General features: G+C 65.2%; 20 protein-coding genes, 2 tRNA genes and 2 pseudogenes. 6 read left to right on the top strand and 18 right to left on the bottom strand.

Annotated features, from left to right (window positions below):
* Positions 1-4 precede the first annotated feature (4 nt).
* The 4 genes from AB7M16_RS01435 to AB7M16_RS01420 are packed head-to-tail and all read left to right on the top strand — an operon-like array spanning position 5 to position 3,165.
* Complete coding sequence (locus AB7M16_RS01435; protein ID WP_172789075.1) at positions 5-181, top strand: hypothetical protein; 177 nt, start codon at positions 5-7, stop codon at positions 179-181.
* Positions 178-741 (top strand): cytochrome C oxidase subunit II, encoded by a 564-nt coding sequence (locus AB7M16_RS01430; RefSeq protein WP_453942936.1) that lies wholly within the window; start codon positions 178-180, stop codon positions 739-741. The genes AB7M16_RS01435 and AB7M16_RS01430 overlap by 4 nt, the downstream gene beginning before the upstream one ends.
* Entirely contained in the window at positions 728-2,350 is a 1,623-nt protein-coding gene (locus AB7M16_RS01425) for a b(o/a)3-type cytochrome-c oxidase subunit 1 (RefSeq protein WP_172789077.1), read from the top strand. The genes AB7M16_RS01430 and AB7M16_RS01425 overlap by 14 nt, the downstream gene beginning before the upstream one ends.
* Positions 2,350-3,165 (top strand): c-type cytochrome, encoded by an 816-nt coding sequence (locus tag AB7M16_RS01420; RefSeq protein ID WP_439363037.1) that lies wholly within the window; start codon positions 2,350-2,352, stop codon positions 3,163-3,165. The genes AB7M16_RS01425 and AB7M16_RS01420 overlap by 1 nt, the downstream gene beginning before the upstream one ends.
* A gap of 109 nt (positions 3,166-3,274) precedes the next feature.
* On the opposite strand, the gene AB7M16_RS01415 is transcribed toward AB7M16_RS01420, so the two are convergent.
* Entirely contained in the window at positions 3,275-3,745 is a 471-nt protein-coding gene (locus AB7M16_RS01415; RefSeq protein ID WP_172789079.1) for a type II toxin-antitoxin system RatA family toxin, read from the bottom strand.
* Positions 3,746-3,751: 6 nt separating this feature from the next.
* Complete coding sequence (lipA, locus tag AB7M16_RS01410) at positions 3,752-4,708, bottom strand: lipoyl synthase (protein WP_453942935.1); 957 nt, start codon at positions 4,706-4,708, stop codon at positions 3,752-3,754.
* A gap of 130 nt (positions 4,709-4,838) precedes the next feature.
* On the opposite strand from lipA, the gene AB7M16_RS01405 reads away from it, so the two are divergent.
* Complete coding sequence (locus AB7M16_RS01405; RefSeq protein WP_453942934.1) at positions 4,839-5,441, top strand: DNA-3-methyladenine glycosylase; 603 nt, start codon at positions 4,839-4,841, stop codon at positions 5,439-5,441.
* Between the two features lie 2 nt (positions 5,442-5,443).
* Here AB7M16_RS01405 and AB7M16_RS01400 read toward each other — a convergent pair whose 3' ends face one another.
* From AB7M16_RS01400 to AB7M16_RS01350, 11 genes and pseudogenes are all read right to left on the bottom strand, one after another.
* On the bottom strand, positions 5,444-8,320 hold the full coding sequence (locus AB7M16_RS01400; protein ID WP_439400592.1) for a valine--tRNA ligase: 2,877 nt from the start codon (positions 8,318-8,320) through the stop codon (positions 5,444-5,446).
* 140 nt (positions 8,321-8,460) lie between these two features.
* Positions 8,461-9,228 carry a PopZ family protein gene (locus tag AB7M16_RS01395; protein ID WP_453942933.1) on the bottom strand — a complete coding sequence of 256 codons (768 nt, stop codon included), beginning with the start codon at positions 9,226-9,228 and terminating at the stop codon, positions 8,461-8,463.
* A 303-nt stretch (positions 9,229-9,531) separates the two neighbouring features.
* Positions 9,532-10,917 carry a TolC family outer membrane protein gene (locus AB7M16_RS01390; RefSeq protein ID WP_453947110.1) on the bottom strand — a complete coding sequence of 462 codons (1,386 nt, stop codon included), beginning with the start codon at positions 10,915-10,917 and terminating at the stop codon, positions 9,532-9,534.
* Between the two features lie 204 nt (positions 10,918-11,121).
* On the bottom strand, positions 11,122-11,784 hold the full coding sequence (locus AB7M16_RS01385) for a protein-L-isoaspartate O-methyltransferase family protein (RefSeq protein WP_453942932.1): 663 nt from the start codon (positions 11,782-11,784) through the stop codon (positions 11,122-11,124).
* A 137-nt stretch (positions 11,785-11,921) separates the two neighbouring features.
* Positions 11,922-12,101, bottom strand: coding sequence for a hypothetical protein (locus AB7M16_RS01380; protein ID WP_172789085.1), 180 nt, complete (start codon positions 12,099-12,101; stop codon positions 11,922-11,924).
* A 203-nt stretch (positions 12,102-12,304) separates the two neighbouring features.
* A tRNA-Asn gene (locus AB7M16_RS01375) sits at positions 12,305-12,379 on the bottom strand.
* Positions 12,380-12,515: 136 nt separating this feature from the next.
* On the bottom strand, positions 12,516-12,884 hold the full coding sequence (locus AB7M16_RS01370) for a hypothetical protein (protein ID WP_212257048.1): 369 nt from the start codon (positions 12,882-12,884) through the stop codon (positions 12,516-12,518).
* A 206-nt stretch (positions 12,885-13,090) separates the two neighbouring features.
* The gene (locus AB7M16_RS01365; RefSeq protein ID WP_453942931.1) at positions 13,091-14,785 is read right to left on the bottom strand and encodes a flotillin family protein; all 1,695 of its coding nucleotides are present in this window, start codon (positions 14,783-14,785) and stop codon (positions 13,091-13,093) included.
* A 23-nt stretch (positions 14,786-14,808) separates the two neighbouring features.
* Positions 14,809-15,468: an OB-fold-containig protein gene (locus AB7M16_RS01360; protein WP_439363044.1), complete on the bottom strand. Its 660-nt coding sequence runs from the start codon at positions 15,466-15,468 to the stop codon at positions 14,809-14,811.
* Positions 15,469-15,478: 10 nt separating this feature from the next.
* Positions 15,479-16,643: pseudogene (locus AB7M16_RS01355) on the bottom strand (PspA/IM30 family protein).
* A gap of 450 nt (positions 16,644-17,093) precedes the next feature.
* Entirely contained in the window at positions 17,094-17,354 is a 261-nt protein-coding gene (locus tag AB7M16_RS01350; RefSeq protein ID WP_453942930.1) for a hypothetical protein, read from the bottom strand.
* Between the two features lie 261 nt (positions 17,355-17,615).
* On the opposite strand from AB7M16_RS01350, the gene AB7M16_RS01345 reads away from it, so the two are divergent.
* Positions 17,616-17,810, top strand: a complete 195-nt coding sequence (locus AB7M16_RS01345; RefSeq protein ID WP_172789091.1) for a hypothetical protein — start codon at positions 17,616-17,618, stop codon at positions 17,808-17,810.
* Positions 17,811-17,888: 78 nt separating this feature from the next.
* Here AB7M16_RS01345 and AB7M16_RS01340 read toward each other — a convergent pair whose 3' ends face one another.
* From AB7M16_RS01340 to AB7M16_RS01320, 5 genes and pseudogenes are all read right to left on the bottom strand, one after another.
* The gene (locus AB7M16_RS01340; protein WP_172789092.1) at positions 17,889-18,035 is read right to left on the bottom strand and encodes a hypothetical protein; all 147 of its coding nucleotides are present in this window, start codon (positions 18,033-18,035) and stop codon (positions 17,889-17,891) included.
* 191 nt (positions 18,036-18,226) lie between these two features.
* Positions 18,227-18,300 (bottom strand) — tRNA-Cys (locus AB7M16_RS01335).
* A 93-nt stretch (positions 18,301-18,393) separates the two neighbouring features.
* Complete coding sequence (locus AB7M16_RS01330; RefSeq protein WP_453942929.1) at positions 18,394-19,134, bottom strand: tRNA-uridine aminocarboxypropyltransferase; 741 nt, start codon at positions 19,132-19,134, stop codon at positions 18,394-18,396.
* 36 nt (positions 19,135-19,170) lie between these two features.
* Positions 19,171-22,278 carry an efflux RND transporter permease subunit gene (locus AB7M16_RS01325; RefSeq protein ID WP_453942928.1) on the bottom strand — a complete coding sequence of 1,036 codons (3,108 nt, stop codon included), beginning with the start codon at positions 22,276-22,278 and terminating at the stop codon, positions 19,171-19,173.
* A pseudogene (locus AB7M16_RS01320) lies at positions 22,278-25,429 on the bottom strand (efflux RND transporter permease subunit). The gene AB7M16_RS01325 and the pseudogene AB7M16_RS01320 overlap by 1 nt, the downstream one beginning before the upstream one ends.
* Positions 25,430-25,465 lie beyond the last annotated feature (36 nt).

Genomic DNA, 25,465 nt, shown 5'->3' with positions numbered 1-25,465 from the left:
CGTCATGATCAATTCCGACCCGCCGACCAGCCCAGCCGCCGCCGACCAGGCCGTCGACGAGGTCGTCGCCCAAGGCCCGTCCGGGGCGATCGTGCTTGCCGGCATCGCCACGGCCTGCGTCGTCGCAATGTGGTTTGCCTTCTACCTGTTCGTCTTCCTGCCGCGCGGACCGCTGCAATGAGCGCCCAGGACACTCACGCCAGCGCTGAGGTCGCGGCCCGCGTCGAGCGGCGCTGGGCGACCATTGCCGTGATCATCATCGTGATGATGGCGCTGCTCGCGGCATTCGCCGGTATCCATCGCGCGACCATGCCGCAGCCGCGCGTCGAGACGACCGATCCATCCCGGCTGCATCTCTCAGGCGAATTCGTCGAGAGCAATCTCGGCAGCGTGCTCGAGGCGAACGGCAATGTGACCGTGCGCGCGATCGGCCAGCAATATTCCTTCACACCGGCCTGCATCCTGGTGCCTGCGGACACGCCGATCACGCTGCGCGCCACCAGCGCCGACGTCGTGCACGGCATCCTGATCCAGGGCACCAACGTCAACGCCATGCTGGTCCCGGGCTACATCTCCGAACAGCTCATGCGTTTCACGAAGACCGGCGATTATCTGATGCCCTGCCAGGAGTTTTGCAGCTTCGGCCACGAAGGCATGTGGGGCAAGGTCAAGGTGATCGACAAGGCCGAATTCGCCGGTCGTGCGAAGGGTGGCGGGAGGCTGAGCTGTGTTGGCCAATAGGAAGCTCATCCTCGCTCATTTCTGGCTCGCTTTTGCCGTATTCGGCATCGCGCTCGCGCTCGGCGCCTGGCAGATGTTCATCCGCAGCCCGATCGGCACATGGCTGTCCAATCCCGAACTGTACTACCGCTCGCTGACCGCGCATGGCACGGTGATGGGCTACGTCTTCCCGACGCTGGTCGCGATGGGTTTTGGCTATGCCATAGCTGAGTCCGCGCTGGAGCAGCGCCTGGTCGGGGTGCGCTGGGCCTGGACCGGGTTCTGGCTGATCGTCGCCGGCAGTATCATGGCGGTGATCCCGATCGCGCTCGGCCGCGCCTCGGTGCTCTACACCTTCTATCCGCCGCTGATCGGCAACGTCTTCTACTATCTCGGTGTCGTGCTGGTCGTGGTTGGCTCGTGGGTCTGGGTCGCGCTGATGTCGATCAATTTGCGCGTCTGGCGCAAGGCCCATCCCGGCGCGCCGGTGCCGCTCGCCATGTTCGCCAATGTCGCGGGCTCCTATTTATGGGCCTGGACCGCAGTCGGCGCCGCGCTCGAGCTGCTGCTCCAGATCATTCCCGTCGCGGCGGGCCTGAAGAGCACAATCGATGCCGGCCTTGCCCGCGTGTTCTTCTCCTGGACGCTGCACGCCATCGTCTATTTCTGGCTGATGCCGACCTACATTGCCTATTACACCATCGTGCCGCGCGCGATCGGCGGGCGCGTCTATTCCGACACCATGGCTCGCATCTCCTTCATCCTGTTCCTGGTGGTCGCGATGCCGATCGGCATGCACCACACCTTTGCCGATCCGCAGGTCGGCGCCGGCTTCAAGTTCATCCATTCGGCCTTCACCGCGCTGGTCGCGCTGCCGACGCTGCTGACCGTGTTCACGATCTGCGCCTCGGTCGAGATCGCTGCGCGGCTGCGCGGCGGGCGCGGCCTGTTCGGCTGGATCAGGGCCCTGCCCTGGGACAATCCGATGATGCTGGCGCTGGCCTTCTCGTTCGTCATGCTCGGCTTCGGCGGAGCCGGCGGCCTGATCAACATGAGCTATCAGCTCGATGCGTCCATCCACAACACGCAGTGGATCACCGGACATTTCCACCTGATCTTCGGCGGCGCCATCGTGATCATGTATTTCGCGATCGCCTATGATCTGTGGCCGCATCTGACCGGCCGCGAGCTGATCGATCTCCGCCTGATCCGGACCCAGCTCTGGCTCTGGTTCGTCGGCATGATGGTCACCACCTTCCCGTGGCACTGGGTCGGCATTCTGGGCATGCCGCGCCGCATGGCCTATTTCGACTTCGCCGATCCAGCGATCTCGCCGCAGGCGCTGTCCGTGACCCTTTCGGCGATCGGCGGCTTCATCCTGTTGACCTCGGGTATTCTGTTCCTGGTCATTCTTGCGCGCGGCATGCGCGCGCCGCAGGCTGACGCCGGGCCCTATCGGTTTGCGCTGGCCGTGCACCAGCCGGCGACCGTGCCGGTCGCGCTCAACACCTACGCCCTGTGGGTCGGGCTGATGATCGCGCTCACCCTCACCAATTACGGCTACCCGATCCTGACGCTGGCGCTGAACGAAGGCACCTCGGTGCCGGCCGTCTATGTGGGAGCGCAGTGATGAGTGCGCGCGACCTCTTCAGCTTCCGTAACCCGCATTTTACGACGGCTGTCGGCGTCACCGCCGCGATCCTCATCGTGACCGCGATCGGCGGCTTCATCGTGCTGCCGTTCGCGCAGCCCTGGGTCCAGTTCGCCAATGTCTGGGATGCGATCTGTAGTGCCGCCGGCCTGCCACAGCGCGCGGCAACCGTCACGGCGCCCGAGCAGACCAAGCGTCTGTCCGACGTCGTGCTCACCTCGAATACGCTCTCACGGCCGAGCCAGGAGGCGATCGGCCGCGGCGCGACGCTGGCACAGCGTTGCGCCATCTGTCACGGCCCGACCGGCATCAGTCGCGCGGACTCCCCCAACCTTGCGGGCCAGTATGCCGCGGTCATCTACAAGCAGCTGCACGACTTCCGCTCGGGCGCGCGCACCAATGCCGTGATGTCGCCGTTTGCGGTCAATCTGACCGACCAGGAGATCGCCGATCTCTCTCACTATTATGCCTATCTGCCGCGGCTGCCGGCCTATCATCCGACGCCGCAACTGCCGAAGCCCAACATCGTCATCTATGGCGCGCCGATGCGCGGGATCGCGCCCTGCGGCTCCTGCCATGGCAGCCTCGACAACAAGACCGGTAGCCCATGGCTCGAAGGACAATCGGAGACGTACATGAAGGCGCAGCTTCAGGCCTTCGCGTCAGGCGAGCGCCGCAACGACATCAGCCAGCAGATGCGCAACATCGCGCGCGCGATGACGCCGCAGGATATCGAGCAGGCGGCGGCGTATTACGCCTCGCAGCCGCCGGATGTGGTGAAGGCGGTGGATTGAGCCTCACTGTCATTGCGAGCGAAGCGAAGCAATCCAGAATCTTTCCGCGGAGGGATTCTGGATTGCTTCGTCGCAAGAGCTCCTCGCAATGACGGCGGAAAGAGTGTGCCTACGTCGACGCCACCTTCGGCCGACCGTAGATCGCGTCTGCCCGTTTCTCGAACGCCGTCGAGAACCGCGCAAAGGCGGCATCGAACATCGAGCCCATCAGCATCGCCAGCATGCGGCTCTTGAATTCGTAGGCGAGGAAGAAGCCGACGTCGCAGACGCCCTCTCCCTTGGGCTCGAACGTCCAACGATTTTCCAGATTCCTGAACGGACCTTGCAGGTATTCGACGAGGATTTTCAGGTTGGCGCGGTCGAGGGTCACGCGGCTGGTGAAGGATTCCTTGACCAGCTTGAACGACACCGTCATGTCGGCGACCAGCACCTCGGTGCCGTCGGGCTTCGCCATGCGCTGGCGCACCTTCAGCGCGCTGCACAGCGGCACGAATTCCGGGTAGCGCTCGACATCGGCGACCAGATCGAACATCTCGGACGCGCTGTGGTTGACACGGTGCTTGCTCGAAACTCGATGCATGGTACGTCAGCTGGCGTGAGCTGCCCGCGCAGCCTTCAGTCTCGCGAAATCCTCGCCGGCATGATGCGACGAGCGGGTGAGCGGGCTCGCCGACACCATCAGGAAGCCCTTGGTGTAGGCGATCTTTTCGTAGGACGAGAACTCGTCCGGCGGCACGTAGCGCATCACCGCGTGATGCTTGCGGGTCGGTTGCAAATATTGCCCGATGGTCAGAAAGTCGACGTCGGCCGAACGCAGATCGTCCATCACCTGCTGCACCTCGTGGCGCTCCTCGCCGAGGCCGACCATGATGCCGGACTTGGTGAAGATGGTGGGATCGAGCTCCTTGACCCGCTGCAGCAGCCGGATCGAATGGAAGTAGCGTGCGCCGGGCCGCACCGTGAGATAGCGCGACGGCACCGTCTCGAGATTGTGGTTGAACACGTCAGGCTTCGCCGCAACGACGATTTCGAGTGCCCCCTCCTTGCGCAGGAAGTCGGGCGTCAGGATCTCGATCGTCGTCGAGGGACACGCGGCCCTGATGGCGCGGATGGTCTCTGCGAAATGCTCGGCGCCGCCATCAGCGAGGTCGTCACGGTCGACCGAGGTGATGACGACGTGGGCGAGGCCGAGCTTGGCCACGGCCTCGGCGACATTCTCAGGCTCGGCCGCATCCAGTGCGTTCGGCAGGCCGGTCTTGACGTTGCAGAAAGCGCAGGCTCGGGTGCAGGTGTCACCCATGATCATGAAGGTCGCGTGCTTTTTGTCCCAGCACTCGCCGATATTCGGGCAGCCCGCCTCCTCGCACACCGTATGCAGGCCGTTCGCGCGCACGATGTTGCGGGTGTCGGCGTAGCCGCGGGTGTTGGGTGCGCGCACGCGGATCCAGTCCGGCTTCGGCGGCGAAGCGGAATCGGGGCGGTTCACCTTTTCGGGGTGGCGTGGGCGCAGCGGGTTCGCGATGGTATCGACAATAACGACCATGGGGTGTCCGGTCTGTTCAGGTCCTACCTAGTCGGTCTGGCCCGGCATCGCAACCCGGCTCGCCCCGCTTCAGGGAACATGGCAGATATGGGCAATATCCTGCTCTGTTCTCAGGCGATTCTCACCTCGAATGGCTCCAATCTCGAAGACTTCTCCACCGCGGCTCGGCAAGCCCCTGAAGCGCGCCTTCTTCGGACGCAGCGTGCACGAGGTCGCACCCGACCTGATCGGTGCCACCATGCTGGTCGACGGTGTCGGCGGCATCATCGTCGAGGTCGAGGCCTATCATCATACCGACCCGGCCGCGCACTCCTACCGCGGGGCGACGCCGCGGAACCAGGTCATGTTTGGCCCGCCCGGCTTTGCCTATGTCTACCGCTCCTACGGCATCCATTGGTGCGTGAACTTCGTTTGCGAGGAGGAAGGCTCGGCCAGCGCCGTGCTGATCCGTGCGCTGGAGCCGACGCATGGCCTGGCTGCGATGCGCCGACGCCGGCACATGCAGGACGTGCATGCGCTGTGCTCTGGCCCGGGCAAGCTGACCGAGGCACTCGGCATCACCATCGCGCACAACGCCCTGCCGCTGGATCGGCCGCCGATCTCGCTGCATGCGCGGACGGAGGAGATGGAGGTCGCAACCGGCATCCGCATCGGCATCACCAAGGCGGTCGAGCTGCCCTGGCGCTACGGCGTCAGGGGCTCGAACTTTCTGAGCAAGCCGTTTCCGAAGTAGCCCTAAGACGCCTGCTTCAGCCGCTCCAGCGCCTCCAGCAGCTTGGCCTTGCGGGCCAGCGCCGCCTCGCGCTTTTCGCGCTCCTCCTCGACGACCTCCTCGGCCGCGTTGGCGACGAACTTTTCGTTGGCCAGCTTGGACTCGGCACGCTTGATGTCGGCCTCGGCCTTGGCGATCTCCTTGTCGAGACGCGTGCGCTCGGCGGCCACGTCGATCACGCCCTTGAGCGGCAGCGCGGCGACCTCACCGCGCACCAGCAGCTGGACAGCGCCGTCAGGCGCGCGGTCGGCGAACGAGATATCCGACAGCCGCGCCAGGCGCTTGATGACATCGGTCCAGCGCGGCGCGCGCTCCTTCGTCTCGGCGGAGGCGCCGGCAAGCACCAGCGCCGTCAGCGTTGCCGGCGCGATGTTCATCTCGGCGCGCACCGAGCGGATCTGCGTGACGAGGTCGATGACCCAGCCGATCTCGGCCTCGGCCTTGGGATCGGCAAAGTCGGCATGATCGAAGATCGGCAGCACCCAGGCCGGCGAGACGAGCGCATCGGTCGGTCCCGTGGTCACCGCGAGCATCGCGAGCTGCTCCGGCGTCGGCTCGACCGGCCTCAGCGGCCACGGTGCCAGCGCGAGCAGGCCGTCGCGCTTGGCCGTCACCTCCCACAGCTCTTCGGTGATGAAGGGCATGAAGGGATGCAGCAGCTTCAGGATCTCGTCGCGCGCCCAGGCGACCATGGCGCGGGTCTCGTCCTTGGCAGGGCTGTCCGGACCGAGCAGCACGGGCTTGGCGAGTTCGACATACCAGTCGCAATAGACGTTCCAGACGAAGCGGTAGATGCTGCCGGCGGCATCGTTGAAGCGATAGGCCTCGATCGCCTCGGTCACCTCGCGCGTGGTGTGGGCGGTCTCATGCGCGATCCAGCGGTTCAGCGTCTCCTTTGCCTTCGCCGGCTCGAAGCCTTCCGGCACGGCGCAGTGGTTCATCTCCGCGAAGCGGCACGCGTTCCAGAGCTTGGTCGCGAAATTGCGGTAGCCTTCGACGCGGCTGGTGGCGAGCTTGATGTCGCGGCCCTGCGCTGCCATCGCCGCCAGCGTGAAGCGCAGCGCGTCCGCGCCGTATTCGTCGATCAGGTGGAGGGGATCGATGACGTTGCCCTTCGACTTCGACATCTTGGCGCCCTTCTCGTCCCGGACGAGGGCGTGGATGTAGACGGTCGAGAACGGCACCTCCTTCATGAAGTGCAGGCCCATCATCATCATGCGGGCGACCCAGAAGAAGATGATGTCGAAGCCGGTCACCAGCGCATTGGTCGGGTAGTAGCGCTGCACCTCGGGCGTGTCGTCGGGCCAGCCGAGCGTCGAGAACGGCCACAGCGCCGAGGAGAACCAGGTGTCGAGCACGTCCTCGTCGCGGGTGATGAAGCCTTCGCGCTTGTTGCGGTCGAGCGCCATCTCGCGGCCCTGCTCGGCCGTGATGACCTCCTGCTCGACGTAATAGCCGAGCGCGTGGCTGACGGCCTCCTCCTCGGTCTCGGCGACGAACACCTTGCCGTCCGGCCCGTACCAGGCCGGGATCTGGTGGCCCCACCAGAGCTGGCGCGAGATGCACCAGGGCTGGATGTTCTCCATCCAGTCGAAATAGGTCTTTTCCCAGTTCTTCGGCACGAACGTCGTTTCGCCCGAACGCACCGCGGCGATCGCAGGTCTCGCCAGCGTCTTGGCGTCGACGTACCACTGGTCGGTCAGGTAGGGCTCGATCACGCTGCCAGAGCGATCGCCGTGCGGCACCATGTGGGTGTGCGGCTCGATTCGCTCGACGAAGCCGAACGATTCCAGCCGCTCGACGATGCGCTTGCGCGCGGCGAAGCGGTCGACTTTGTGGAACTCCTCGGCGAATTGCGCGGCGCCTTCGGGCAGGTCGCGCAGATAGTCCTCATTGTCGAGGAGATCGAGGCAGCCTTCCCTGTCGAGCACGCTGATGCGACGCAGGCCGTGGCGATTGCCGACCTCGAAATCGTTGAAGTCGTGCGCCGGCGTCACCTTCACCGCGCCCGAGCCCTTCTCGGGATCGGAATACTCGTCGGCGACGATCTGGATCTTGCGGCCGACCAGCGGCAGGACGACGTTCTTGCCGATCAGCTTCTGATAGCGCTCGTCCTCCGGATGCACGGCCACGCCGGTATCGCCGAGCATGGTCTCGGGGCGCGTGGTGGCGACGACGATGAAACTCGAGGGATCCTCGGGGCTGAAGGTCTTGCCCTCGATCGGATAGCGCAGATACCAGAGGCTGCCCTTGACCTCGGTCTGCTGCACCTCGAGATCCGAGATCGCAGTGAGCAGCTTGGTGTCCCAATTCACCAGCCGCTTGTCCTTGTAGATCAGGCCCTCGCGGTGCAGCTCGACGAACACCTTGATGACGGCCTTCGACAGGCCCTCGTCCATGGTGAAGCGCTCGCGCGACCAGTCGCAGGACGCACCGAGCCGCTTGAGCTGGTTGATGATGGTGTCGCCGCTCTCGGCCTTCCACTGCCAGACCCGCTCCAGAAACTTCTCGCGCCCCATCTCGCGGCGGCCGGGCTGCTGACGCTCCATCAGCTGCCGCTCGACCACCATCTGGGTGGCGATGCCGGCATGGTCGGTGCCGGGCTGCCAGAGCACGTCGCGGCCGCGCATGCGCTCGAACCGGCACAGGATGTCCTGCAGCGTGTTGTTGAGGGCGTGGCCCATGTGCAGCGAGCCCGTCACGTTCGGCGGCGGGATCACGATGGTGAAGGGCACGGCATCACGGCGGTCGGGCCGGCCAGCCTTGAACGCAAGGCTGTCCTCCCACACCACGGACATGCGGGTTTCGATATCGGCGGGCTGGTAATTTTTCTCGATCATGGGGCTGCTAGAAAGCCGCGGGAGGGGGCCAAGTCAACGAAAAGGTCAGGGAAAAACGAGGCGGCAACGGCGCTTTCCGGCCCGGTCGGGGCGCGGATATGACACCCAAGCCGGGCTTTATGAGGGCCTGTCGGCCGCCCTCAGCGGCCGCCGCGCGAGACCCGCTCGATTTCGGCCTTCACGATGCGTTCAACGAGGCCGGGCAGGTTGTCGTCGAGCCAGGACTTCAGCATCGGCCGCAGCATCTCCTTGACGAGGTCTTCCAGCGTGCGCGCGTTGCTGCTGAGCACCGTATGGGCTAGGGAGTTGAAGGCGGATTCGACCGCGGAGACCGTCGATTGCGCGAGGATCGGCTGCTGCGGGGGCAGCGGCGGCGCGTCGAAGTCCACCGGCGCGTAGGACGGCGGCGGAGCGGGCCGCGGCGGTTCGGCGAATTCGAGATCGTCGCGCGGCTCGACCTTGCGGAAGCTCGGCGGCGGCGGAGGCGGCGTCGGGTCCATCGCCATGTCGTCGGTCAGCTCGAGCACGTCCGGCTCGGGCTCTGGCTCTGGTTCGGGCGCGCGGACCTCGGGCGCAGGTGTGGCCGCATCGAGGCCAGCCAGCAACGCGTCGATATCGTCCTGGCTGTTGGATGCGTCCGCCGCGGGCGCCGGCGCAGGTGGCGGCGCCGGCTTTGCGGCCGGCGGCGGTGCAGCGGGCTTCTCGGCAGCGGGTTTGGGTGGAGCGACCTTGGATGGCGGAATGTCGTTCATCGCCTGCGGCTTCGGCGGCGCGGCGGGCGCCGCCGCCTTCTCGGGCTTGGCGGCCTCGGCCGGCGGGGGCTTTGCCTCATCGTCGGCAATGATGCGCCGGATCGAGGCCAGAATCTCCTCCATGGAGGGTTCTGTGACCTTTGCAGGCTGCGTCATCTCCGACTCCACATCATCAACGCCCTCGCATGCGTTGTTTTACACCAAGCACGGCAGGATTGGCCGGTTCCGCAACGACAGGCCCGTCATTTTCGTCGCCGCAGCCCGACTTGTCCCCAGATCACGGCTCAACGTGCAGCGGCGTGCCCCTGCCCCCGGCACTGAAGCGTTACGCACACGACATCAACGCGGGGCGAATCGACCCGCATCATCTTGGCAAGGCTATGTCAGGGAATTTGATGATTGCAAGCAAAGCACCGGTCGACCTCGGCTGTTGGCGAGATCGACCGGATGATTGCGGGATCAGCGCCCGTCAGGCGTGCGCACGCCGGCCCAGCTGTCGCGGACCTGATGGTAGTGAACGCTGGGGTCGTAGACCGTGGTCGCAAGGCCGAGGACTTGCGGCGAGAGACGCCCGACCGCAGCGAGGACGTTATAGGATGCAACGACGCGATCGTGCTGCGCGGTCACCAACGCAACGCGCGCATTCACCAGCGCCTGCTGCGCGTTGAGCACGTCCAGCGTGGTGCGCTGGCCGGCCTTGGCCTCCTCACGTACGCCGTTCAGGGCGATCTCGGATGCCGCCACCTGCGCCTGGGCCGACTGGACCTGCGCCTTAGTGGCCTGCAGCGAGCCCCACCATTGCACAACCGTCGCACGGGTCTGGTCGCGGGTCGTTTCGAGGTTGAGGCGCTGCTGCGCCAGGTTTTCCTTGGACTGGCGGATCAGCGCGTATTCACTGCCGCCCTGATAGATCGGCACCGAGAGCTGCGCGATCGCGGATGCGTTGAACGAACGCAACGAAATCAAGGACTGTTCGTTGGCCTGTGTGGCCGATGCCTGGATCGTCATCGTGGGCAGCAACGCACCTTCGGCGACCTTGACCTGCAGGAAATTGACGTCGATGCCGAACATCGCAGCCGTGACGTTGGGATGCTCGATCAGGCCAAGCTCGATCGCTGCGGCAAGCGTTGAGGGGAGGAAACGATCGACAGGTGATCCGGGTGCAAGATTTGCCGGCTCGTTGCCGATGATGCGGCGGAAGTTTGCGCGCGTGGTGGTGAGATTTGCTTCCGCGGTAAGGGCCTGCGTTCGGCCGGCGGCCAGCTGTGCTTCCGATTGCGCAACGTCGGTGCGCGTCACTTCGCCGACATTGAAGCGATCGCGAGTTTGCTTCAACGTCTGCTCGAGCACGCGCACGTTGCTGCGCTGGACTTCGAGCGTGGCCGCATCGCGCAGATAGTCCATGTAGGTCGTTGCGGCCTGAAGCAGCACACTTTGATCTAGGCTGCGCAGTGCTTCGCGAGCACCGGACACCTGGCTCTCCGCCGCCCGCGTTCTGTTGGCTGTCTGATTGCCATTGTAGAGTGTCTGCGAAGCGGTAATTCCAGCGCTGCGAGGTAAGGTGGTTCCGTGGATTGAGTTGGTGCCGACGCCGCTCTGCAGATCCTGGTATTGATAGCCACCGCTCGCGGTCATCGAGACCCGAGGACGATAGCCAGACAAGGCCTGCGGCACGTTTTCGTCGGTCGAGCGCACCTGGGCACGCTGCGCGTTGAGCTGCGGATTGTTCTGATAGGCGCGCACCAGCGCGCCATCGATCGTATCCGCCAAGGCAGGCCTCGGCCCGGCAAGCGCCAGGAGCAGGACCGAAACCGCAGCTCCGGTGAAGAGCTTCACCCCATGCATCCGTGAAATTCCGTTCATTCTAGCGCCCGACTCGTGCCCGCGAGCCGGGTTACCGTACCAGTGGAGTCGTTGCCCCGCCGCAACATAGGACGCGGTCAAGCGCGACGGAACTACCCGAGGGTAGTTCTCAGTGGAAACTCTTCACGTGCAGCATCCCGGCCACACTTCTGATTCAGAACGGGATTTGGGGCGGCTTTGGGGCCGTCAGAAGACAAAGGCAGCCGCCCGCTCCAGCCCGGGAAGGACCGGGGCGGCGGCGTCGAAAAGCGCCCGATGGCCGAATTCGCCGTGAGTACGGGTCACAATTACGGCACGCGGCGGCCTCGATTCGGCCGACACCCCCACCAGGCGCCCACCCTCCTTCAGCTGCCCGAGCAGAGCTTCCGGCAGCACTTCGGCCGCCCCGTTGAGGACAATCACGTCATAGGGGGCGGCAGCGGGATCCCCGTCGGTACAGGCCGCCGCCTTGCAGGCGACATTGGCCAGCCCCTGGGCGGTGAAGGCGTCCCCGGCCTTGGCGGCCAAAGCCGAATCGCACTCGGTCGCCGTGACCTGCCGCGCCAGCTTAGCGGCCAGTGCGGCGAGATAGCCGGTGGCGCAGCCGACGACCAGCACGTTGTCACCCTCGCCGATTTCGGCGGCCTGAAGCAGCTTGCCGGTCAGCGCCGGCTTGATCAAAAACCGCTTGGCGGTGCCTTCGCTCACGTCGAGATCGAGATCGAGGTAGGCCAGCGCCTGCCTGCCGGCCGGCACAAAGGCTTCGCGCGGCACCGTGAGCATGGCATCGAGAACACGACGGTCGGTGACGTCATTGGTGCGCACCTGGCCATCGACCATTTTTTGGCGCGCGGTCGAGAAACCGGACATTTGCGGACCCTGCAATGCGGACGATGCCGCGGAGAAAAATCGCGGCATCTTTGGAGCATGCTCGGTCAAAACGCAACATGGCCGTTGGCGGTGGCGCACCGCGCTCCGCAGCCCGCCTGATGGGGGCCCGACCAGCCCTATTCGATGGCGACCGCCAGGCGGCCGATCAGGGCAGCGACCTCGTCCAGCCGCGCCGAATCCGGCGCCTCGACTGCGCGCGCGAGACAAGCGAGGCATTGATCGTCGCTGAGCTCGGGAATGCCGGCCGGCAGAATCGAGGGGGCGATATCCGAACGGTCGACCTGGATCTCTGGCATGGGAATCAGCTCCGCAAATGTCCGGCAAATCCACGCTCGACGTGAATTGAGTCGTCCCAATGGCGAGACGACGACCGACGCAAACACATCTGTTTGACCCCGATTCCGCGCCGGACCACGGGTGCAATGTTCAAAGATCAGGGAAAGCAGATCGCGCGCCGCGTTAGGAGGCGGACACAAATCATTGAAATATCTGAAAGATTTGGCTCCCCGGGCTGGATTCGAACCAGCGACCATCCGATTAACAGTCGGATGCTCTACCGCTGAGCTACCGAGGAAAAGGCGAACCATTCGTTCGCGCGCGGCTGCGTATAACAAAGCCGCTTGCGCTTGCAAAGGACGAATTCGTCATCATCCGCAACGCGCTCGGGAGGGGCCTGGAATGGCCTCTCCTCCGGCCCTGCCGGGCAAAGACTATTCGGCGAGGAACGAGGTGGTCTTGGTGCCGGGGTCGTAACGCAAGCGGAGCGCGGTGAACTTGCAGAGATTGACGTTCTTCCACAGCACCGACTCGTCATAGTTCTGCCAATCGACGCGAATGTTCCAGACGCAGCCCTCGTCGTCGTCGTCGAACTCGACATAGGTGCTGGCCTGGTTCTGCAACACCTTGTCGAGTTCGTTCTCCCATTCGTCCAGCCCGTCATCCGGCGCGTTGAAGCCGAGGAACTTGATGGCATAGCCGGTCTCGTTGACGACCGTGACGTTGCGGGCATCGGCCGCAAGCGACGGCGCAGCGGCGATCGAAAGACTGACGGCGATCAGTCCAGACAGAAATTGCTTCATGTGAAATTCTCCGATCGAAACAGGTCTCAGCGCCCGACGTCGATCGACGCAGGCGCTGCGGCAAACAAAACGTTGCCTCAAGACAAGTCCGGAGCGAGATCGAACGATTCAAGAGACGATCGGTCTGCACTTCCGAACGTTTGCGCGACGCGAGACGCGCCCAGCCTGTTTATCGGTTGGAATTCTCCGCAGCAATGAACGGGCATTCATAGTTCGGCAGGGCTTGTTTTCTCCGGCACCGGCGCCGGCATGGCCGCGCCGTTGCTCTTTCCCGTCACGGCGCCGACCAGCGCCTTCACCGGATCGTCGCCCGGCGCAAAGCCGCTCTGGCGCAGGATCTCGTCGATCATCGGACGCAGCGCGTGCACCTTGAGCAGCTCGCCGGCAAGGCCTTCGCCGAAGCCGACATTGCCTGCGCCAGCGCCGTTGCCGCCGAACGCGCCACCCGTGTGCAGGATGCGGACGTCCTTGAGGTTCGCGATCGGCTTCACCATCTCGGCCAGGGCCGAGGGCATGGTCTCGATCCGCTTCTTGGCGATCTCGAAATCGATCACGTTGCTGCCGAGCTTGTTCTGCGCCTCGTTCTTCATGGTGATGACGGCAGCTTCCGCCTCGCCGATATTGCGCACGCCGACTGCCTTGATCTTGTTGGATTCGGCTTCCGCCGTGGCCAGCGTCTTGACGGCCTCGGCGCGGTCGAGCGAGGCCTTCTTCTCGGCTTCGGCCGCAACGATCAATTCGGTCGACTTGCGCTCGGCCTCGGTCCGGGCGGCGAGCACCTGAGTGAGACGGGCGCGATCGGCGACCTCGACCGCGCGTGCAGTCACGACCTTTTCTTCGGCCGAGACGGCGAGCGCTTCGGCGGTCTTGGCCTCGGCGACGGCTTCCGAGGTCTGCTTGCTCTTCGCTGCGATCTGGATCTCGTTTTCCTGCGTCGCGATCTGGATCTCGCGCTGGGCGTCGGTCTTGCGCTTGTTGATCGCGAGGTCCGACTCGATCACCGCGGTTTCCTTGACCTGCTTGGCGCCGGCCTCCTTCTCGGCAACCGCCCTGTCGGTGTCGATGCGGGCATTCTCCTCGGTCAGGCGCGCGGTCTGCGTCGCGGTTGCGACCTCGGCGCGGGTGCTCGCGGTCTTGTTGGCGATGTCGCGCTCCTGGGAGAGCTCAGCTTCCTTCTTGGTCCGCTCGATCCCGAGGGTCTGCTGCCGCGCCTCGAGGTCCTTTTGCGCGATCGCCACCTCGTTGTCGCGCACGATGGCGTTGCGATCGCGGCGGCGGGTCTCGGTGACCGTCTTCAACTGGGTGAGACCTTCGGCGTCGAAGAAATTCTCCGGGTTGAAGAACTTGACGTCGGTCTGGTCGAGCTTGGTCAGCGACACCGATTCCAGCTCGAGCCCGTTCGATTTCACGTCGGACTCGACCGTCGATTGCACGTGCTTGACGAAGTCCGAGCGCTTCTCCTGAAGCTCCAGGATGCTCATGGTCGCCGCTACCGAGCGCAGGCCGTCGACGAATTTCGCTTCGACCTGGTTGCGTAGCGCTTCGGCATCGTTGGTCAACGCGCCCAGCGTCTGGCTCGCGAGCGCGATGCTTTCCTCGTCCGGGCGGACGCGCACATAGAACTCGGCCACGATGTCGACGCGCAGGCGGTCCTTGGTGATGAGGGATTCCCGCTCCTTGCGCTCGACGGTGAGCCGCAGCGTCTTCAGATTGACGCTGGCGTAGGAGTGGAAGATCGGCAGGATCATGGCGCCACCGTCGAGCACCACCTTCTTGCCGCCGAGCCCGGTGCGCACGAAGGCCTCGTCGCGGGTGGCGCGCTTGTAGAGAATGGTAAAGACGATCCCCAGGACGACGATCAGCGCGACGCCAATCACGGCCGGGACTGCGATGTCGAACATGGCTTTCTCCGCTGTGGAACTTGCTAACTGCTTAGAGTGGGCTTGGACGGCTTGAGTTCATCGTCGGCCTTCACCGCGACGAAACGGGTGCCATCGCGGTCGACCAGCAGGACCATGGTTCCCTGCGGCAAAGGCCCCGATGACGGCGCCGCGACCGCCGAGACGAAATGACGGTTGCCGTGGACGTCGGCGACGCTGACGCGGCCCGGCGGCCCCTGGTCGAGCGGGCCGACGACGACCTCCCCGATGCGGCCGACGAGATCGCCCAAGCCGACGACGTAGCTTTCGTCCTTGGGAATGATCCGCGCGATAGCCCGGCTGGCGGAGCGGACCAGCGGAACCGACACCACGACGGCGGCGGCAGAGGCGACCGTCGCCGGCAAGGGACCTGCAACAAACCGGGCGATGTCCTGGATCAGGAAGCCGGTAATGGAGAAGGCGCCGAGCAGCAACAACAGGAAGATCAAGAGCGGCACGCCACCGACATTGACCCAGGAGATGGCATTGAGCACGCCGTTGTCGCTGGGATGGGCGAAATCGATGTTGGTGCCGAGCATCTCGCTGAGCGAGGCCCCCACCAGCATGGAGACCACCTCGATCGAGCCGACGATGACGATCATGGCCGCCGCGATAGCGAACGGCCTGACTTCCGGCGACATGACGTGTTCGAGCAGAGCGCTCATGACACGGCACTCAGGAGCCTGACTTCAACCGGGCCAGCCGCGCTGCAATTTCCTTGTCGCGATGCAACGTGCTGAGCTCGTCGATGTCGCTCGAATAAGGGATGCCCGGAGGCACGCCGGTGGCCCGCGCCACCGCCCTGCCCGCGCGCAACGCCTTCGCGGCAGCGGAGGTGCCGCCGGATTTCCGCGACGACGTTGATGCCTGTGGGCTGGCATGTGCCTCGCTCTTTTCGAGATCGGCGCGGCGCTGCTCGGCATCCTGGAGCGCCGACAGCACCGCGCGCAGCGAGGTGACGCATTGCTCGATCTTCTCGTTGTTCTCGTCGATGGCCCGCGAGAGCACCTCGAACTGCGCCTCCAGATCCATCTGCCGCGCGATGCCGGCGCGAGCGAGATCGTCGCGGCCATCGGCGATCGCGCCCTCGATCTTGGCGGTCAGATCGGTCATCGCCCGCTCGATTTCGCTACGGCGCGCGTTGAGGCGGTATTCCTCGGCCCGCGCGGCGGCGAGCGCATCTCGCGCTTCGCTCTCGGCGCGCTCGATCTCGCGGATGGCTTGGCCAACCACCTTGAGCTTGTTCTTGCCTTCCGCCTGCTCGATCGCATCGTACGCGATCCCGGCGATCAGGCGCCCGACCCGGGACAGGAAGTTGTCGGGAGCGGCAGCGATGGTATCCATGGCGTTCTCCTCCTCTGGCAGGCTGTTCGGCGTGACGCCGTAGTGAACTTCGAAACCGTCGTCGGTGCGGATGAGGCGCGCCGGCACGCTCTGGCCCCAGCCCTCGGCATAGCCGGCGTAGTCGAAGGGCACGCTGAAGCGCCCTTGCACGGTCGCGATCGAAATGGTGGCCGGGCCCTTTGATCTTGGCGAGCTTGTCGTCGAGCGGCAGGCGGCGCCCCTGGGCGGCGCGATACTCCGTGCGGTCGCGCAGGCCGAGCGTCACCAGCCGCGAGGGCAGCGCGGTCTGTTTGCGGATCGACTCGTAGGCATGGGCGTGGAGCAGGACCACGTTGGAACCCACATTGTGAGCCCGCGCCACCTCGTCGAGGATCTCCATCATGCGGTCATAAGCCTGAAACGTCGCCTCGATGGCGGCCTTGGCGGCCGGGTCAGGGGCAAGCCTGTAACGCAGCGCAGACGGCGCGTGTCGGGGCGATTGGCTCATGGAAAGCACTAAAGCACCATTTTGGTGCTTTCGGAAGAGGAAGCTCGATCACGTTCCGCTGATCCCTATGCACTCTGTCGGTTAGTCGCGGCGCTCCGGGCCCGCGTTCAAGGCGGCCTGATCACCCCTAGCTCACGGCCGATCAAGACTTCTTGCACGCGTCGGTTGCAATTTGAGGCGAAATGCGGGGACGGTTCGGCAGTCCGTGGTTCATCAATGGGCTTCGAATGCTGGAAACCAACTGATATCGGCCGGCGCCGCAACTTCTTCGCGTTTACGAATCATTCGGTGAGCTCATTTGACAGAGCTATGACGATTGCCGACCAGGATGCGACGAGAGAGCGAAGCATCCACGTCCGGTATCCGCAGCAAATCCACAGCATATCCACAGGGTGACTGTGGCGGATTCGCGAGCCCGTGCGATGCCCTTGCTGCGCACAAACCCACAAGCGGGGCCGTTCAGCCACCCGCCTGGTCGAACACGGATCGGCAGGCCTCGCTGAGGCTGGCGCGGTTGCGGCGCAGGCAGGTGGTGATGGCGCGGACGTTGGGGATCTCGCCGGCGCACAGCCGGTAGACGTCGGGGGCACAGGCCCGCCGCTGCTCCGCTGTTCCCTGTGCATGGGCGGCGGAGGCAAACAGCGTCAGGAACAGCCCGACCGTCGAGGCGCCCCGCGCCCGGCTCTTCACGCCCGCAAACCGCAAGAATCTCGCCTTCATGACCAGTCTCCCGCTCTGCCCTGCCCGCTCCGGCCTGCATTGGCCGGCATGGTGCAAAGGGGTAGGAGAAATAAACCGCTGAGAATGTGATCTCTTTCACACCCGCCGCGAGGCGGCGGCGCTTAGGGTTCCATGGGGATTTTCAGGAATCGCTAACCATTCGGATCCCGATCGCCGCATCGTTAAAATGCGAACGATCGGGTCAATCCGGAAACAAACCGACTTTGCGACATTGCGCCATCCGCGTTCTGCGAGGGTGTGATGAGCGAAGCCGAATTCAATTTGCTGCTGGATGCTGTCCGGGACGCCATGGTCTTTGAAGATTTCGCGCCTGTGCCGGTGGAGGAATTCGTGCCTCGCTCGTGGAGCTTCGACGCGACGCCCAAGGCAGCCAATGACAACGAGGGCGCCTGGCCCCTCTTGCCCTTTCCCGACGGCTGGTACGCGGCCTGCTGAGGCCGACTTCACGTCAGCGGATGCGGCTCGCCTCGCGGGCGGCCCACCACCGAGCCCCCACGCCCAGCGTCACGACGATCAATTCTTGGCGCGCTCGTCGCCGTCCTGCGGCGCCCGCTCGGGTACGGCCGGTGGGAAGATGCTGTCATAGATCGCGCGCGCCTCACGAATGAGACGCGCCCGCTCCAGCTCGGATTTCGAGACAAATCGGACGATTTCGCCCACGTGCTCTCCAGCGCTCAGTTGATGGGAACATGCATCGCTTCGCACATGCGAAGTCTGTGCCATGGGACTGAATCGCGGGTTTCCGCCAAGCCCCGGACAAACCCGGTGGGCGCGGCAATGCAGGCCTTGCCGGCACTGCCGTGAAAGCCGCGGCGAGTTCGCATTTTTGCTGACAAATCAGGAGCTTGTAATGGAGGCCACGACCAGAATTGAACTGGTGTACACGGTTTTGCAGACCGTTGCGTAACCACTCCGCCACGTGGCCCCGTAGGGGCGGAGCAATATAGGGGATCAATGGCCGAGGCAACCGCCTTCGTGCGACTTGGACGGCACTAGCCTTTTCCAATGTGGACCAAAGTCAGGCGCGCTTGCCGCGCCGGAAGTCGCGCCGACGGCTCTTCGGCGCGGGTTTGGGCGCGAGTTCCGGCATCTCTGCCTGGACCTCGCGGTAGCGCGCCAGCATCCGTTCGAAACTGGTAAGCAATGTCTCGGCGATGTCGGAACGCCGCTCGAGGCCGGCCAGAATCGTCGCCGCCGCTTCGATGGTCGAGAGACCGTCGCGGCGCGGCTCCTTGCGCAGGCGTCCGTAGCGCGAGGGGCGTGACGGATTGAGGATCACGCGCTGGCATTTCAGCATCCAGGGATTGCGCCACCACAGCGCCTTGGCCTGGCTCCAGGTGCCGTCGAGCAGCACCACGCCTTCGAGCTTGCCGAGGAGCGCGCGCTGGTTCTCCGCGATCTCGCCCTTGCGGTTGAGCGCGACGATCTCGCCTTCAGCATCGAGATCGGCCGCGCGCGCCGAGCCGAGATAGAGCACGGCCCAGTGCGAGGCATTCTCGACCGGCCGTCCCAGCGCCTTGGACAGGCTCGGCCAGGACAGGCCGACCCGCACGGTGGCATCGGCGAAGTGCCTGGCCAGCAGCCGCGCCGTGCCGAGCGCTCTGTCCTGCTCCTGCGGATGCTGGAGGATCAGGAGCGAGAGCCGGTTCTCGATCGGCGTGACGCTGTCGCAAATGCAGAGCGGCATCGGCTTCTGGCAATGCGGGCATTCAGGGATCGGTTCGGCCGGCGCGGCGACGGTGTCGGGCGGGTTGGACATGGCGCCGCTATACGCTTGAAGCGGCGCGTCAACAACCTATTCCGCCGGTGCCGCCAGCGGCCGCGGCCCGGAGCGGCGCCGCATGCGGTCGATCAGCAGGTAGATCACGGGCGTCGTGTACAGCGTCAGGATCTGCGAGACGAACAGGCCGCCGATGATGGTGATTCCGAGCGGGCGGCGCAGCTCCGTGCCGGGGCCGGTCGCGATCACCAGCGGAATGCCGGCAAACAGCGCCGCCATGGTCGTCATCAGGATCGGGCGGAAACGCGCCTGGCAGGCCTCGAAGATCGCCTCGGCCGAGGACAGGCCGCGCTGGCGCTCGGCGTCGAGCGCGAAGTCCACCATCATGATCCCGTTCTTCTTGACGATGCCGATCAAGAGGATGATGCCGACGAAGGCAATCACCGTCAGCGGCGTGTTGGTGAGCTGCAAGGCGAGCAGCGCACCTAAGCCGGCCGAGGGCAGCGTCGAGATGATCGTGAGCGGATGGGCAAGGCTCTCATAGAGCACCCCGAGCACGATATACATCGCAACCAACGCGCCGAGGATCAAGAGCGGCTGGCGGCCGCTCGTCCTGGCGAAGTCGCCGGCATTGCCGTCGAAGCTGCCGCGAATGCCTTCCGGCATGTGCAACTCATCGACCGCGCGCTGGATGTTCTGCGTCGCCGCCTGAAGCGGCACGTCCGGCATCAGGTTGAAGGACACCGTAGTCGATGGGAACGACTGCGAATGATAGACGGCGAGCGCAGCGAGCCCGCGCGTCGCGCGCACCACGGCCGACAGCGGCACCTGCGCATCTCCCGCGCCGGCGACGTAGATGCGATCGAGATTGGAGGGGTCGACCTGGAACTTCGGGTCGATCTCCAGCACGGTCATGTACTGGTTGCGCTGGGTGTAGATGATGGAGATCTGCCGCTGTGCGAACGCGTTGTTCAGCGCGTTGTCGATGTCCTGAACCCTGACGCCGAGCGCGGACGCCTTCTGGCGGTCGATGGCGAGCGTCAGCTGCAGGCCGCCGGGGTCGCGATCGCTGGAGATGTCGGTGATGCCCTCCACGCTCTCCATGCGCTTGGCCACGATCGGCGCCCATGTCTGCAGCAGGCTGAGATCGGTGCTGGTGAGCGTATATTGGTAATCGGAATCGCTCTGCCGCCCGCCGGCGCGCACGTCCTGGGCGGCGAACATGAAGAGGCGGATGCCGGGCACGGGATACAGCGCCCGCCTGAGCCGGTCGATCACGACCTCCGTCGACACGTGCGCGCGCTCCTCCGGCGGTTTCAGGCTGATGAACATGGTGCCGCGGTTCGAGGTCGCCGGCCCCGGGCCCCCGCCTCCGCTGCCGACGGTCGATCCGATGCCGGCCACGGCCGGATCCTTCATCACGATCTCGGCGAGCCGCTGCTGCAGGCCGAGCATCGACTGGAACGAGATATCGGCCGAGGCGCGCGTCGCGCCGATGATCAAGCCGGAATCGTCCGTCGGGAAGTAGCCTTTGGGGATCTTGACGTAGAGCGTCACCGTGAGCGCGATGGTGGCGAAGAACACCAGCAACGTCAGAAGCGGGAATTCCAGCACTGTGCGCAGGCTGCGAGCGTAGAACACGATGGTGCGCGACAGCGTGCCTTCGATGATGCGGTCGAACAGCGTTGCCGTGCCGGAGGTGGTCTGCCGGATGTAATGGGCGCAGATCATCGGCGTGACCGTCAGCGACACCAGCGTCGAGACCAGGATGGCGAAGGTCAGCGTCAGGGAGAATTCGCGTAAGAGCCGGCCGACGACGCCGTCCATGAAGATCAGCGGCGTGAAGGCCGCGATCAGCGACAGGCTGATCGAAACCACGGTGAAGCCGATCTGCTTGGCGCCCTCCTGCGCCGCCCGGAACGGGGGCATGCCGTGCTCGAGATTGCGGAACATGTTCTCGATCATGACGATGGCATCGTCGACGACGAAGCCGACGGAGATGGCGAGCGCCATCAGCGACAGATTGTCAATGGAGAAGCCCGCGACCCACATGCCGGCGCAGGTCCCGGCGAGTGCCAGCGGCACCGAGATGCCGGCCGCGATGGTCGGCGTGATCCGCCGCAGGAACAGGAATACGACGACCATCACCAGGACGGCCGTCGCCAGCAGCGTCCATTGCATATCCAGCACGCTGGCGCGGATCGTGCCGGTCCGATCGACCAGGGTGGAGATTTCGACCCCGGCGGGGATCCACTGCTTCAGCTCGGGGATCAGCGCCTTGACCCTGTCGACGGTGTCGATGACGTTGGCATCGCCCTGCTTGGTGATCTGGATCAGAACCGCCGGTTGCCTGTTGAACCAGGCGATCGAGCGGACGTTGCGGACGGAATCCTCGATGTCGGCGACATCGGACAGCCGCACGAAATTGCTGCCCGAGCTCTTGATGACGATGTCGCGGAACTCCTTCGCCGTGCGCATCTGCTTGTTCAGCGACAGCGTCTCGCTTTGACGTTCGCCCTCGAAGATACCGACGGGGCCGAGCGCGTTGGCGCCGATGATCGCGGTGCGCACGTCGTCGGTCGCTATTCCAGCATTGGACAGTGCGACCGGGTTGAGCTGCACGCGCACGGCCGGCTGGTCGGCGCCGGAGATCGACACGTTGCCGACGCCCGGTACCTGTGAGATGCGTTGCGCCAGCACGCTGTCGGCGACGTCGTAGATCGCCGACGGAGAGATCGTCTTGGAGGTCAGCGCCAGCACGAAGATGGGTGCGCCGGCCGTGTTCGCCTTGCGGAAACGCGGCAACGTCGGCAGGTCGCTCGGCAGGTCGACCATCGCGGCGTTGATGGCCGCCTGCACGTCGCGCGCAGCCTTGTCGATGTTGCGGCCGATGTCGAACTGGAGCTGGATGCTGGTCGTGCCGAGGCTCGAGGTCGAGGTGATCTGGTTGATACCGGCGATCTCGCCGAGACGCCGCTCCAAGGGTGAAGCCACCGTCGCCGCCATCACGGATGGATCGGCGCCGGGCCGGCTGGCGGAGACGAAGATGGCGGGGAAGTCGACGTTCGGGACCGAGGCGACGGGCAGGAACTCGTAGGCGACGACCCCCAGCAGGAACAACCCGATCGACAGCAGCGTGGTCGCGACCGGACGGCGGATGAAGGGCTCCGAGATCGACGCCATCACTGCATCCCCTCGGTCGCGCCGGCAACCGGCGGGCCGCCGGATTCGGTCGGCGGCAACGCCCGCTCGAGACGGCGGTTGATGCGATCGAGCGCCAGATAGATCACGGGCGTCGTGTAAAGTGTCAGCAGTTGGCTGAGAAGCAGGCCGCCGATGATGGAGATGCCGAGCGGAAAGCGCAGCTCGGCGCCGGTGCCGCTCTCGATCGCGAGCGGCAGCGCCCCGAACAGCGCCGCCAGCGTCGTCATCATGATCGGGCGGAAGCGCAAGAGACACGCCTGCACGATCGCTTCATGGGGCGACATGCCCTGCCCGCGCTCGGCCTCGAGCGCAAAGTCGATCATCATGATCGCGTTCTTCTTGACGATGCCCATCAGGAGGATGATGCCGATCAGGCCGATCACCGAGAGGTCCTGTCCGCACAACATCAGTGCCAGGATGGCGCCGACGCCGGCCGAGGGTAGCGTCGAAAGGATCGTGATCGGGTGGATGTAGCTCTCGTAGAGCACCCCTAACACGATGTAGATCGTGATCACGGCGGGGCGAGCAGCAGCCAGGGCTGGCCGGCCAGCGCCTTGGCGAACTCGGCGGCATCGCCGGCATAAATGCCGACGATGCTGCCCGGCATTTCGATGCGGGTCTCGATCACCTTCACGGCTTCGACGGCATCGCCGAGCGCCGCGCCCGGCGCGAGGTTGAAGCTGAGTGACACCGACGGGAATTGCGCCTGGTGCGAGATCGCGAGCGGCGCCGTGGTCCGCTTCAGCGTCGCCACGGCCGACAGCGGCACCTGGGCATTGGGCGCGCCGGCGGTGGCGCTCGCCGCGCCCGGCAGATAGAGCTTAGACAGGATCGAGGGATCGCGCTGGTACATCGGCAGCGCCTCGAGCACCACGCGGTACTGGTTGGCCTGGCCGTAGATCGTCGAGATCTGCCGCTGTGCGAAGGCATCGTTCAGCGTGTCGGTGATTCCTTGCAGGCTCACGCCGAGCTGGCCGGCCCGGGTGCGGTCGACGTCGAGCTGCGCCCGCAGGCCGCCCTCCTGCGCCTCCGAGGAGACGTCGCGGAACAGGGGATCGCGCCGCATCTCCGCAACCAGCTTGCGCGCCCATTCCGAGACCAGCGTCGCATCGGTGCCGGTCAACGTGTACTGGTATTGCGAGCGGCTCGACTGGGTCGAGATCTGCACGTCCTGCACCGGCTGGAAATAGACGGTCATGCCGGGGATGTCGGAGACCCTCTCCTTCAGCCGGGTCACGACCACGCTGACATCGTCACGGCGCTCGCCGCGCGGCCGCAAGCTCATGACGAGGCGGCCGACATTAGTGGTCGGGTTGACGGAGCCCGCACCGATCACCGAGACCACGCCGACCACATCAGGATCAGCCCTGATGGCGTCCGCCGCCTCGGCCTGCCGCCTCTTCATCTCCGCAAACGACACGTCGGGCCCAGCCTCCGTCACCGCGGTGATCGAGGCGGTGTCCTGCAGCGGCAGGAAGCCCTTGGGCGCGACGACATAGAGCACCAGGGTCGCGATCAGCGTGGCGAAGGTCACGACCAGCGTGGCGCGCTGCCGCTCCAGCACCCACAACAGCGATCGGTGATAGGCATGGACCGTGCGGTCGATGAAGCGGCTGATCGCGGCCAGTCCCGGCACGGCCAGCTCCTCGTGGGCGTGCTTGAGCAGCCGCGAGCACATCATCGGCGTCAGGGTCAGCGAGACCACTGCCGAGGTCACGACCGCGATGGTCAGGGTCAGCGCGAACTCGCGGAACATGCGCCCGACCAGGCCCGACATGAACAGGAGCGGGATGAACACCGCGATCAGCGAGACCGTCAGCGATATCACGGTGAAGCCGATCTCGCTGGCGCCCTTGAGCGAGGCTTCCATCGCGCCGTCGCCATTCTCCATGTGGCGCACGATGTTCTCGATCATGACGATGGCGTCGTCGACGACGAACCCGGTGCCGATCGTCAGCGCCATCAGCGACAGATTGTCGAGGCTGAAGCCGGCAAAATACATGATGCCGAAGCTCGTGATCAGCGACAACGGCAGCGCGACGCCCGCGATCACGGTCGCGCGCAACGAACGCAGGAACAACAGCACGACCAGCGTCACCAGCACGACGGCAAGGACCAGCGTGAACTGCACGTCGCGCACCGAGGCGCGGATGGTGACGGTGCGGTCGGAGACGATGGTGAGGTTCACGCCGGCCGGGATCGCGCGCTGGACCTTGGGAATTTCGGCGCGGATCTGGCTGACGACGTCGATGACGTTGGCACCGGGCTGGCGCTGGATGTCGATGATCACCGCCGGCGTGCCCTGGTACCAGCCACCGGTGCGGTCGTTCTCGAGACCGTCGACGATCTGGGCGACGTCGGCAATGGTCACCGGAGAGCCGTTGCGGTAGGCGATGATGACGGGCTTGTAGGCCTCGGCGACGGCGATCTGGTCGTTGGCGGCGATGACGTAGGATTGCTGTGCGCCGTCGAGCGAGCCCTTCGGGCCCGAGACATTGGCATTGGCGATCGCCGTGCGCAGGTCTTCCATCGCGATGCCATAGGCTGCAAGGCGCGCAAGATCGGCCTGGATACGCACGGCCGGTTTCAACCCGCCCAGCACGGAAACGCGCCCGACGCCGGAGATCTGGCTCAAACGTTGCGCCAGAATGGTGTCGGCGATGTCGCTCATTGCGCGCAGCGAGATCGTGTCCGAGCGCAGCGCGAGCGTCATCACCGGCGCATCCGCCGGATTCACCTTCGCGTAGGTCGGCGGGTAAGGCAGCGTCTTGGGCAGCACGCCGGCCGCGGCATTGATCGCGGCCTGCACGTCCTGCGTTGCCCCGTCGATGTCGCGGTTGAGATCGAACTGCAGCGAGATCTGGCTGACGCCGAACGAGCTCGTCGAGTTCATCGCCGAGAGCGACGGGATCTGCCCGAGCTGCCGCTCCAGCGGCGCGGTGATCAGCGAGGCGATCACGTCGGGGCTCGCGCCAGGCAGCTGCGTCGTCACCTGCACGGTCGGGAAATCGACTTGCGGCAACGCCGAGACCGGCAGCGCGAAATAGCCCAACAGCCCGCCGATCAGTAGCGCAATGCCGAGCAGCGAGGTCGCGATCGGCCGGCGGATGAAGGGTTCAGAGACACCCATGGGCTGTGCCTGCCGCTGCAAGCGGCCGTTGTCGGA

Source organism: Bradyrhizobium sp. USDA 372 (assembly GCF_053629095.1).
Note: the sequence above shows the minus strand (reverse complement) of the source record. Positions and strands in the feature narration are given on the sequence as shown.